The 11,636-nt window shown below is 47.8% G+C and carries 10 protein-coding genes; 6 read left to right on the top strand and 4 right to left on the bottom strand.

Going from position 1 to position 11,636, the window contains the following annotated elements; translation table 11 throughout:
• Nucleotides 1-129 precede the first annotated feature (129 nt).
• Genes VIM72_RS15040 through VIM72_RS15030 form a run of 3 tightly spaced genes read right to left on the bottom strand, consistent with a single transcriptional unit; the run spans nucleotide 130 to nucleotide 1,667 of the window.
• The gene (locus tag VIM72_RS15040; protein WP_332003645.1) at nucleotides 130-546 is read right to left on the bottom strand and encodes an EamA family transporter; all 417 of its coding nucleotides are present in this window, start codon (nucleotides 544-546) and stop codon (nucleotides 130-132) included.
• A 59-nt stretch (nucleotides 547-605) separates the two neighbouring features.
• Entirely contained in the window at nucleotides 606-1,100 is a 495-nt protein-coding gene (locus VIM72_RS15035) for an N-acetyltransferase family protein (protein ID WP_332003644.1), read from the bottom strand.
• Between the two features lie 12 nt (nucleotides 1,101-1,112).
• The gene (locus tag VIM72_RS15030) at nucleotides 1,113-1,667 is read right to left on the bottom strand and encodes a GNAT family N-acetyltransferase (RefSeq protein WP_332003643.1); all 555 of its coding nucleotides are present in this window, start codon (nucleotides 1,665-1,667) and stop codon (nucleotides 1,113-1,115) included.
• Nucleotides 1,668-1,809: 142 nt separating this feature from the next.
• On the opposite strand from VIM72_RS15030, the gene VIM72_RS15025 reads away from it, so the two are divergent.
• From VIM72_RS15025 to VIM72_RS15005, 5 genes are all read left to right on the top strand, one after another.
• Nucleotides 1,810-2,490 carry a response regulator transcription factor gene (locus VIM72_RS15025; protein WP_332003642.1) on the top strand — a complete coding sequence of 227 codons (681 nt, stop codon included), beginning with the start codon at nucleotides 1,810-1,812 and terminating at the stop codon, nucleotides 2,488-2,490.
• A gap of 3 nt (nucleotides 2,491-2,493) precedes the next feature.
• Nucleotides 2,494-3,864, top strand: coding sequence for a HAMP domain-containing sensor histidine kinase (locus VIM72_RS15020; protein WP_332003641.1), 1,371 nt, complete (start codon nucleotides 2,494-2,496; stop codon nucleotides 3,862-3,864).
• 71 nt (nucleotides 3,865-3,935) lie between these two features.
• Nucleotides 3,936-5,219 carry a TolC family protein gene (locus tag VIM72_RS15015; RefSeq protein WP_332003640.1) on the top strand — a complete coding sequence of 428 codons (1,284 nt, stop codon included), beginning with the start codon at nucleotides 3,936-3,938 and terminating at the stop codon, nucleotides 5,217-5,219.
• Between the two features lie 13 nt (nucleotides 5,220-5,232).
• Nucleotides 5,233-6,342, top strand: a complete 1,110-nt coding sequence (locus tag VIM72_RS15010) for an efflux RND transporter periplasmic adaptor subunit (protein WP_332003639.1) — start codon at nucleotides 5,233-5,235, stop codon at nucleotides 6,340-6,342.
• A 12-nt stretch (nucleotides 6,343-6,354) separates the two neighbouring features.
• Nucleotides 6,355-9,480: a CusA/CzcA family heavy metal efflux RND transporter gene (locus VIM72_RS15005; RefSeq protein WP_332003638.1), complete on the top strand. Its 3,126-nt coding sequence runs from the start codon at nucleotides 6,355-6,357 to the stop codon at nucleotides 9,478-9,480.
• Between the two features lie 65 nt (nucleotides 9,481-9,545).
• On the opposite strand, the gene VIM72_RS15000 is transcribed toward VIM72_RS15005, so the two are convergent.
• Nucleotides 9,546-10,631 carry an AI-2E family transporter gene (locus VIM72_RS15000; protein WP_332003637.1) on the bottom strand — a complete coding sequence of 362 codons (1,086 nt, stop codon included), beginning with the start codon at nucleotides 10,629-10,631 and terminating at the stop codon, nucleotides 9,546-9,548.
• A gap of 139 nt (nucleotides 10,632-10,770) precedes the next feature.
• On the opposite strand from VIM72_RS15000, the gene VIM72_RS14995 reads away from it, so the two are divergent.
• Nucleotides 10,771-11,636, top strand: an 866-nt coding sequence (locus tag VIM72_RS14995) for a family 20 glycosylhydrolase (RefSeq protein ID WP_332003636.1), incomplete at its 3' end; no start/stop codon positions are given.

Here is an 11,636-nt window from a genome sequence, read left to right as displayed (position 1 = left end):
GATTCTAAAAAAATTGGGAGATAAAAACGAAGACTCGCTTTTTATCTCCCAAAATCTTTTTAAATCAAAAAAATAAATTTCAGGCTAATCAGTAAAATCAGTTTAATCCTGAGTCAGACAACCTCCGCGTTATTTCAAAATAAGTACCAGCGTGCCTGCAATAATAAGCCCTGCACCGATGGCGGTTTTCAGCGTGATGGTTTCATGGAGGAAAATGGCGGATAAAACAATGGTGAGCGCCACGCTGAGTTTATCCACCGGGGCTACCTGCGATACCTGCCCCACCTGGAGCGCCTTGAAATAAAAAAGCCAGGAACAACCGGTGGCAATACCCGATAAAATAAGGAACAGCAGCCCGTGCTTTGAAACGGCGCCTACATTTTTATATTCCCCTCCTGCAAATACAATGGCCCAGGCCAGCACCAGTATCACAAGCGTTCTGATGGCGGTAGCCAGGTTGGAAGGAATATCCGCTACCCCGATCTTGGCCAGGATAGCGGTTAAGGCCGCAAAGAAAGCGGATAGTAATGCATAAAACCACCACATAATTTTTCCTGTTTACTGCCGAAGTTATCCCGCAAAACTGTAGGAATATTGTAGCAGGGTCAGATCTTTCTTCCTAAAATCTTTAAACTTCTTTCCACGTCATCCAGCACGGCAATTTCCGGCAGGTGCGCCCATTCTTCAAAACCCATCTTCATAAACAGTTTCAGACTGGGTTCGTTATGTGCGAAGATGAAACCCAGCAATGTTTGCACCCCGAATTCCGGCGCTATGTCAATGGCATACTGCAGTACTTCCTTCCCAAATCCTTTCCCACGGGCTGTTTCATCGAGGTAAATACTTACTTCTACCGTGCCGTTGTAGGCAGGGCGCCCGTAAAAAGACTGGAAACTCATCCATCCCACATTGCTGCCGTTATTGTCGATCATCCACAGGGGGCGGCGGATGCTGTCGTGCGCATGAAACCAGGCCCGCCGGCTTTCAACGGTTACCGGCGAGGTATCGGCAGTTACCATCCTGCCGGCAATGGTAGTGTTATAAATTTCAACGATCCGTGGCAGGTCGGCTTCCGTGGCGTGCCGGAATTGTAAGCTCATAGTATGTAATAATTAAAAGATGGATTCACGGGTATGTTCACTTCTTAAAAGACTGTAAAGCTCTGCGTTCACAAATTTTCCCTTCTCAAAAAAAGCATCTCTCAGGAAACCTTCGTAACGGAAGCCCAGCCTGGTCAGCAGTTTGGAGGAGGCCAGGTTGTCGGGATCCACAAAGGCTTCAATGCGGTTAAACTGCAACTCCTCATAACCATAATCAAGCATAACGCTTACGGCCTCTTTCATAATGCCTTTGCCCCAGTAAGAAGGGCGGAGGTCGTAGCCAATCTCCGCTTTGAAATGTATTTTACTGATCTTATGATAACCGCAGGTACCTATCAGTTCATCCTTCCCGGCCAGTGTAATGGCCCATCGCATGCCTTCTTCCTTTTCCAGGCTCTGGTGGAAGAACCGGATGATCTGGGTGGCTTCACTGATATTGGTGAAGGAATCGATGTCCATATATTTTGTAACCGCATCATCCGAGAAGTGGCTGAACAGTGCGGCGGTGTCTTTGTCTTCTATGGGTCGCAGCACCAGTTCGCCGCTACTTAAAACAGGTAAATGCATGATCTGGTTGCCGGTTTAAATGAACGCAAAGCTAACAGATATTGATAAATTGTCCATGAGGAGATCGATTTTAATCCCGCTTTAATGCCCGCCCGGGTAAACAATCCTACTTTTGCAGGGGTTATTGCTTATAATTTTTTTTATGAAAATACTGGTTATAGAAGATGAAGTGAAAGTGGGGGCTTTCATTAAAAGAGGGCTGGAAGAGCATCACCACCAGGTGGATGTATATACAGACGGGATGAAGGGGCAGCAGGCTGCCCTGGAGCAGGACTACGACCTGATTTTACTGGACCTGATGTTGCCGGGTATCAATGGGACCACGGTATGCAGGAACCTGCGCGCACTGGAAATTCCTGTGCCTATATTAATGCTCACTGCGTTGAATGCCACGCAGGATATTGTAGAAGGGCTCAACGCCGGCGCCGATGATTATCTTGCCAAGCCTTTTCATTTCTCTGAGCTGATAGCCCGTATCAATGCCTTATCAAGACGGAAAAGTCATTTCCACCAGGAACAGGCAGTGCTCACATTTGCAGATCTTCAGCTGAACACCCACACCAAAACCGCCAGCCGGGAAGGGCAGGAGATCGTGCTCACCGCAAAAGAATATGCATTGCTGGAACTGCTGCTCCGCAATACCGGTAAGGTGCTTTCCCGGGCGCTTATTTCTGAAGCCGTATGGGGGCTTGAGTTCGACACGGGTACCAATACCATTGATGTATACGTAAATTATCTCCGGAATAAAATAGAAAAAGGCTTTACCGGCGAAAAGCTGATCCACACGGTAGTAGGGATGGGTTATGTGATGAAACAGAAATAACTTATGAAGATCCGTCACCGCTTATCACTGCAGTTTACGCTGATCTCAGGTATTATCCTTACCATTGTTTTCGTACTGATATACCTGTTATCCGCCCAATATATCCAGAACAGTTTTTATAAGCTGTTGCAGATGCGCGCGCTGGTAACTGCGCAGGTATACCTGGAAAAAGATGAGGTGACTAAAAAGAAATTCCTCGAAATTGAGAAGAGCTACCGGGAACGCATACCCGATGAATCCAGTAATATTTACGACCAGCATAACCAGGGAGTATTTATTGAAAAAACGAGGTACAACTGGCCGGTATCCCTGTTGGAAACCATCCGTCATAAAGAGGTGTACCGTTTCCGTTTCCGGGAAGAATCAGGACTGGGCATTTACTATCCCGATAACCAGGGCGATTTTGTAGTGATTGTTACCGCCCGCAACACCGCAGGCATCCAGCAACTGCAGTATCTTTTATGGATATTGATCATTATGTTTTTTGTGGCGCTGCTCATCATTTTCCTGATGGGGCAATGGTATGCCAGCAGGGCGCTGGAACCTATCAAGAACATTAACCGGCAGGTACAGAAGATCCGTTCCAATAACCTGCATATGCGTGTGCAACAGGGGTTGAATAAAGATGAAATAGATGAATTGGCTACTAATTTCAACGGTCTGCTGCAACACCTGGAACAAGCCTTTGACATGCAACGCTCATTTGTGTCTAATGCTTCCCATGAGTTGCGTACGCCGTTAACTACTATTATCGGGGAGATAGAAGTAACGCTTCAGAACAGCCGCAGCCGGGAAGAGTATGTACAAACGCTGTGTACTTTGCTGGGAGAGTCTGAAAAGCTGAAGATCATCACTGATGGCCTGTTACAGCTTACCAGGGTAGATGCCAATCTTACAGAAGCCAACAGTGAACTGATCCGGCTGGATGAATTACTGTGGGAGTTATCGGACTACTGGCGGCATAAAACGCCCGCTCTGCAGTTGCGCGTACAACTCAGCGGCCTTCCGGAAGACGCGTCCCTGCTATGCATCCGGGGTAACCGATCGCTGATAATACTGGCGTTGCAGAACATTTTCCGGAATGCATTTAAATTTTCGTATAACCGTGACGTTAGTTGCCTGCTTTCCTACAGCGGAAGTGGTCTTAGCCTGTCTGTAAGCGACAAGGGTATTGGTATTGCAGCGGCAGACACAGAGAAGATCTTTATGCCATTATACCGGGCAGATAACGCGCATACTTTCGATGGGTACGGTATCGGGTTATCGATGACGCAAAAGATCCTGCACCTGCATAAAGCCACTATCACAGTAAGCAGCGTATTGGGCCAGGGTACTACGTTTAATATATTCTTTACACCTGCCGGTCAATTCTAATCTGGTTTTAACTTTATTCTAATAAGCCGCTAATAGCCCCGTATCATCTTTGTGCAACGAAAAAAAGTTGTATGATCAATAGATTAGCAGGGCTTACCTGGCTTGTACTGTTTGCTACTGTGTTCCGTACCACAGCATCAGCACAGGTGAAAGACACATTAACCTTAACATTGCCGCAGGCGGAGCAGCAATTCCTGCAAAAGAATATTTCTTTACTTACGCAGCGTTACAGTATTGATTCGGCCAAAGCAGGGGTGATCACGGCCAGACTGTACGATAATCCGCAGGTGACCTTTGAGAACGTGTTGTATAATCACACTACCAGGAAGTGGTTCGACCTCTCCTATCAAGGGCAGAACAGCCTGCAGGCGGAACAGTTGCTCAAACTGGCCGGCAAACGGAATAAGGCGGTAAAGCTGGCACAGAGCGGGATAAAGCTGAGCGAATACCAGTTCTATGACCTGATGCGCACCCTGCGTTTTTCCCTTCATGATAATTTTTACGATCTATATTATAAACAGCAATCGCTGGAAACCTTCGCCAGCCAGATTGCTTTTTTGCAGACGGTGGTGACCGCATTTACCGCACAGCAGGCCAAAGGGAATATTGCGCCCAAAGAGGTGGTGCGGATCAAATCGATGCTGTACGATTTACAGCATGATCATTTATCGCTGCAAGAGGATATTCAGCAAACACAATCGGACCTGGCGTTGCTGATCAGGGTACCACCTGGCACCGTGATCCGGCCGGTATTGCCGGAAGGCGCCGGAGAAAAGCCACTGGCGCTGAGTTACAGTTATCAGTCGCTGCTGGACACAGCACGGGAAAACCGCTACGACCTGAAGATAGCGCAGGAAACGGTGAACTATAATCACCTGAACCTGCGGTTACAGAAATCGATGGCCGTGCCGGATCTGCAGGTAGGCTTTTCGTACGACAAACAGGGCAACTTTGAGCGTAATTACAATGGACTGAACGTATCCATGCCACTGCCATTTTTTAACCGCAACCAGGGGAATATAAAAACCGCCAGGGCAGCGCTGGAAAGCAGTAAGCTGCAGCTGGAAGGACAGGAAGATGAACTGGCGCATGAAGTGATGAACAGTTACCAGCTGGCATTGCAAACAGAAAAGCTGCTGAATGAGTTTGATCCCGGTTTTGAAAATGAATACACTACCATGATGAATGAAGTGGAGAAAAATTTCCGGCTTCATAATATCGGGTTACTCGAATTCATTGACCTGTACGATGCCTACCGGAATAATGTCCTAAAAATGAATGCGCTGAAATACGATCGCCTGCATGCGTTGGAGTCGCTTAATTTCAGTACCGGCACGCCTGTTTTTCATCCCTGATAAATTTTCTCACATGCAATATCCAGTAAAACGTTATATACCTGCAATTGTTATCATTATATCCCTTGGTAGTATCATCACCGGCTGCGGCAGCAAAGCTGCGCCTGAAGCACTCCGTTCATGGTCGCTTTCAGATTCTTTGCTCCGCACGCTGGTAGTTGATACCGCTACCGCCCGGCCTGTTGAAAGTGAAATACTGCTTACCGGCAAGATCACAGAGAACGAAGACAAGACGGCGCGCATTTTCCCGATGGTGAGCGGCATTGTTACGGCGGTAAAAGTCCATTCCGGCGATTTTGTACAAAAAGGCCAGGTGCTGGCAATTATCAAAAGCCCCGAGATGGCAGGCTTTACGGCAGATCAGCGTATATCCGTGAACGATATGGCCACAGCCAGGAGGAATATGGAAGTAGCAGAGTCATTTTATAAGAGCGGGTTAAACTCCCAGCGGGAATATGAAGAAGCCAAAAGTACCTACGATAAGGCCGTTGCCGCTTATAATAAATCGCAGGCTATCCTGGAGATCAACGGGGGCGGGCATCGTACCGATTATGCCGTGAAAGCGCCGGTACCAGGATTTGTGATCAGTAAGCGCGCCGCCGAAAGTATGCAGTGGCGCCCGGATAACACCGATCCCATTTTCGTGGTGGCCGATCTGAATAATGTATGGGCGATGATCAACATCTTCGAGTCGGACATTGCCGGCATCCACGAAGGAGATAAAGTACAGATGAGCACCCTGTCTTACCCCGATAAAATTTTCTATGGTACTATCGATAAAATTTACAACGTACTGGATCCTGAAAATAAGGTAATGAAAGCCAGGGTAGTAGTGGATAATCCCGGTTTCCTGCTGAAGCCTGAAATGTTTGTGCGGGTGAAAGCTAACCGGCATTCTGATAGTACAACGGTGAGCATCCCATCGAGGGGGATCATTTTTGACCACGACAAATATTACGTATTGGTACGCTCCAACGCGAAGAGCGGCATAACGGTAAAGGAAGTGAAGTTAGAGAAAACCAGCGAAGGAAGAGCCTATATCAGCGCCGGTTTACAGGAAGGCGACCAGGTAATAGCTTCCCGGCAGGTATTCATTTATGAAACGCTGAAGGATCAGCAGTAAAGGCCCACTACTATGAACAGATTTATTAAGAGCGTACTTGCCTTTTCTTTAAGCAACAGATACTTCATTTTTTTTGCCACCGGGGTATTGGCTGTTGCCGGCTATATCAGCTTTAAACAGATTGGCGTAGATGCTTTCCCGGATGTTACCAATACTTCCGTTACCATTATTACCCAATGGCAGGGCAGGAGTGCGGAAGAGGTAGAGAAATTTGTAACAAGACCTATAGAGATTGCCATGAACCGGGCGCAGAAGAAAACGCATATCCGTTCCTCTTCGCTGTTTGGGCTATCTGTAGTGAAAGTGATTTTTGATGATGATGTGGATGACACTTTTGCAAGGCAGCAGATCAATAACAATATCAGCTCCGCCTCGCTGCCGGATGGGGTAGATCCTGAGATAGAGCCGCCTTATGGTCCCACCGGGGAAATTTACCGTTATACACTGCAAAGCAGCAAGCTATCAGTAGCCGAGCTGAAAACGCTGCAGGACTGGGTGATCGAGCGGAACCTGTTATCCGTGCCGGGTGTGGCGGATATTGTAAGTTTTGGCGGGGAAGTGAAAATTTACCAGGTAACTATGGACCCTGATAAAGCTGTGCAATATGATATTACAGCACAGGAGATGTACCAGGCATTGTCCAAAAGTAATATCAATGTAGGCGGCGACGTGATTGTAAAAAATGCACAGGCATACGTGGTGAGAGGGATTGGTATTCTTAATAATACAGAGGAGATCAAAAATATCATTGTAGATCATATCAATGGCACGCCCATACTGGTAAAGGATGTAGCCGATGTAAGCATATCGGCACTGCCCAGGCTGGGACAGGTGGGGCGCGACCAGGACCATGATGTAGTGGAAGGTTTCGTGGTAATGCGGAAAGGGGAGAACCCCGCTGTAGTAATTGAAGCGCTGAAACAAAAGATAACGGAGCTGAATACACGTATTTTACCGGACGACGTAAAGATAAAGCCGTTTTATAACCGGGAAGACCTGATCGATTTTTCCACGCATACGGTTTTGCATAATATGCTGGAGGGGATCATTTTTGTAACGGTGATCGTATTCCTGTTTATGGCCGACTGGCGTACTACGGTGATTGTATCGGTAGTGATCCCGCTGGCATTGTTGTTTGCGTTCATTTGTTTACGGATCAAGGGAATGAGCGCCAACTTGTTGTCTATGGGAGCGATCGATTTCGGGATCATTATAGACGGGGCCGTGGTAATGATGGAAGGGATTTTCGTGGTGCTCGATAAGAAGGCGCATACCGTGGGGATGGACCGGTTTAATAAACTGAGTAAAGCGGGGATGATCCGCAGGGCCTGCCTGGAAAATGGCAAGGGGATCTTCTTTGCAAAGCTGATCATCATTACCGGGTTGCTGCCCATTTTTACCTTTGAGAAAGTGGAGGGAAAGATGTTTTCCCCGCTGGCCTGGACGTTGGGATTTGCACTGCTGGGGGCGTTGATCCTTACCTTTACCCTGGTGCCGGCGCTGGCCAGCGTATTGCTCCGGAAGAATGTAAAGGAGAAGCATAATGTTTTCCTGGAATTTATTAACCGCGTCACACTGCGGATCTTTAACTCTTGTTTCCGGCATCGCCGTATAGCCTTTACCGTATCGCTTATCGTACTGGCGTTTGGGTTATACTGCTTCAGGTTCCTGGGAACAGAGTTCCTGCCGCAGCTGAACGAGGGAGCTATTTATATCAGGGCTACCGGGCCGTTAAGTACATCGCTGGAGGAATCGGTAAAGGTAGGCAACGACATCAGGCGGAAGCTGCTTACCTTCCCGGAGGTAAAGCAGGTAGTGTCTCAAACCGGCCGCCCGAATGACGGCACCGACGCAACGGGTTTTTACAATATTGAGTTCCATGTGGATATTTATCCGCAGGGCGAATGGAAGAGCGGCATCACGAAAGCAAGGCTGATAGAGGAGATGAAGGACAAACTGGAAGGCATTCCCGGTATTACGCTGAACTTTTCCCAACCGATCATGGATAATGTGGAGGAAGCGGTTTCCGGTGTGAAAGGCTCTATTATAGTGAAGTTGTTTGGAGATGATTTTAAGCTGGTAGAAAATAAGGAAGAATCAATAGAGAAGATCCTGAAAGGGGTGCATGGCATTGAGGATCTGGGGATCCTGCGGAATATTGGCCAGCCGGAGCTGCGCATTAACCTGAACCAGCAGAAGATGGCCCTGTACGGGGTGACCACGGAGGATGCAAATTCCGTAATAGAAATGGCCATCGGGGGGAAGGCGGCTACCCGTATCTATGAAGGGGAGAAGAGCTTTGATCTTCGTATACGCTATCCCGAGGGTTTCCGGGAAAGCGAGGTATCCATCGGCAACCTAACGATACCGACTATACGGGGTAATAAGATCCCGTTGAAGGAGATCGCGGAAATTGAGCATATAGTAGGGCCCAGTATGATTTACCGGGACAAGCATATGCGGTATGGGGCTATTAAATTTTCGGTAAGGGGCAGGGATCTGGGTAGCACCATTGCAGAAGCGCAGCAGAAAGTGGGCGAGCAGATCACTTTGCCGAAGGGATATTCCCTGGAATGGGCAGGCGATTTTGAGAACCAGCAGCGGGCCACAAAACGATTGATGCAGGTAGTGCCCATCAGTTTATTGTTGATTTTCCTGATCCTGTTTATTCTTTTTGGAAAGGTAAAGGACGCCCTGCTGGTGCTGAACAATGTACCATTTGCGATTATCGGCGGCATCTTTTCGCTGTGGCTTACCGGGACGAACTTTAGTATATCAGCGGGTATTGGCTTTATAGCTTTGTTCGGAATCTGTGTACAGAATGGGGTGATCCTGTTATCGAAGTTCAAGACAAATGTGCGTACCACGCATGCAGGGGCGCATTTCAGTTTGCCGGATGCTATCCTGGAAGGTGTGGAATCGAGAATACGCCCGGTGATCATGACAGCCATGATGGCGGCCATCGGGTTGCTGCCTGCGGCAATCAGTATGGGTATCGGTTCTGAAACTGCACGGCCGCTGGCACGTGTGGTGATAGGCGGGTTGATCACGGATACTTTTTTCAACCTTTTTATATTCCCAATCGTGTTTTACTGGGTATATAAAAACAGGCTAAAGAAAGAGCGATTATTATCATAGCGATTGGTTGTTGATTTATAGTGTGAAGTTGTCCCGGTGGTGGCCGGGACAACTTTTTTTATGCTTTAATCTTTCTTCACTACTTTCACTTTCTTCACTTTCGGTTTGGATTCATCACCCAGCAAGATAGCCCAGGGGGTCATCTCTTCAATATTCTGACAAATAATTTTAATGATGGCAATGGTGGGGATGGCGAGGAACATCCCAGGAATGCCCCATAACATATTGCCGAGCACCACGCCCACGATCGTGACCAGTGCATTGATCTTCACTTTGGACCCCACGATGCTGGGGAACAGGATGTTGCTGTCGAACACGTGAATGAGAAAGAGGGCGATGCCTGCCTGCAATGCCTGTATAGGCGTGCCCGTAGCCAGGGTAACCAGGATAATGAGAATGGCAGCGGTCAAAATACCTACATATGGGATGATATTGAAGATGGCTGCCATTACCCCCAGCAGGATAGCGTATTTAATGCCCAGGATAAAGAACAGGGTAGTATTGAGCGCGGCAACAATGACCATTTCTATCATCAATCCGCCCACATAGCTTTTAATAATAGTGCGGGTGCTGGCAATGACAGTGAGCAGTTTTTCGCGGTGCTGCTCCTGGAAGATCTTTATCAGGAAAGATACCAGTAACCTGCGGTAGAAGAGAATAAAAAAAGCATAGAGGAAAACAAATACCACAAATATCAACAGGGAGGAAACGGAGAGGAATGTTTGACTGATGAAGCTGGTAGCAGTGCCCAGTGTGCCCATCATGGCTTTTTCCACGTAACTCATCTGGGTGCTGGAATTGATATGGAATTTGGTATTCACCCAGTCCTGGGTGGAATCGATCACCAGCATCAGCTTTTGTTCCAGCTGGGGGAAGTCGGAAATAAAGGCTTCCATTTGTTTGCCCAGCAGGAGTATCAACAGTACAATGCCTATAATAAACAGCAATACGGCTATGATAGCTGCCAGTCCGCGCGGAATGCGCCATTTTTCCAGCTGGTGAACCACGGGCAGCAGCATGATGGCAATGAGCATGGCAAACATGAGCGGAACAATGATACCGCTGCCTACATGGGCAATGTAAATGATAAGGATGATGGAAAAAAGGGTAAAGGTGAGACGGGCAGTAAACGGCAGTTTGATCTCGTTCATAGAGGTAGTGCTTTTATCAAAGATATTAAAAATCAAAGTGTATAACCATTGTATAGTGATTATACATTTGTTACATCAAAAGGTTGCAGTTCCGCACTGCTTTCGTTATTTTAGGGCATGCCTGAAAAATTTATCACTTATGAAAAAATTGTTTACCCTTTTGCTGCTTGTTTCCGGCAGTGTATCCCTTTCCTTTGCAAAACCCTTGCCGGCGGATACACTCCCTGTGCGCGGTTTTTGCATAGCCGCACCCAGGGCGCAGGGACTGGCGCCTTTCCTTAAATTTATTGATACCGAACTGGCGCCGCGGCATATCAACACATTGGTGCTGCGTGTTGATTTTAATTACCAGTTTAAATCACATCCTGAGCTGCGCGATGCGGGCGCTTTAACGGAGCAACAGGTAAAGCAACTGGTGCAAACCTGCCGTAAGCATAACATCCGCCTGATACCGCAGATCAATTTGCTGGGGCATCAGTCGTGGGCTGGCACCATTGGCAACCTGCTGAAGGTGTACCCCGATTTTGATGAAACGCCCTGGGTGAAGATGCCGGCAAACTATGTATGGCCCAATGCCGATGGGTTGTATTGTAAAAGTTATTGCCCGCTCCACCCGGGAGTGCATAAAATTGTTTTTGAGCTGGTAGATGAGATCTGTGAGGTGTTTGAAAGTACCGCCTTTCATGCGGGAATGGATGAGGTTTTTTATATAGGAGAAGATAAATGCCCGCGTTGCGGTGGCCGTGATAAGGCAGAATTATTTGCGGGGGAAGTATGGACGATCCGCAACCACCTGGCGGAGAAGGGCCGCGAGTTATGGATGTGGGGCGACCGTTTGCTGGATGGCAGGCTTACCGGTTTGGGCGCCTGGGAGGCGAGTATGAATAATACCCACCGTGCGGTAGACCTGGTTCCAAAAGATGTCATCATCTGCGACTGGCATTATGAACGTCCTGATAAAACGCCGGTGTACCTGGCGATGAAGGGATTGGCGGTAATCACCTG

The organism is Chitinophaga sp. (assembly GCF_036569185.1).
Lineage (GTDB): Bacteria > Bacteroidota > Bacteroidia > Chitinophagales > Chitinophagaceae > Chitinophaga.
Note: the sequence above shows the minus strand (reverse complement) of the source record. Positions and strands in the feature narration are given on the sequence as shown.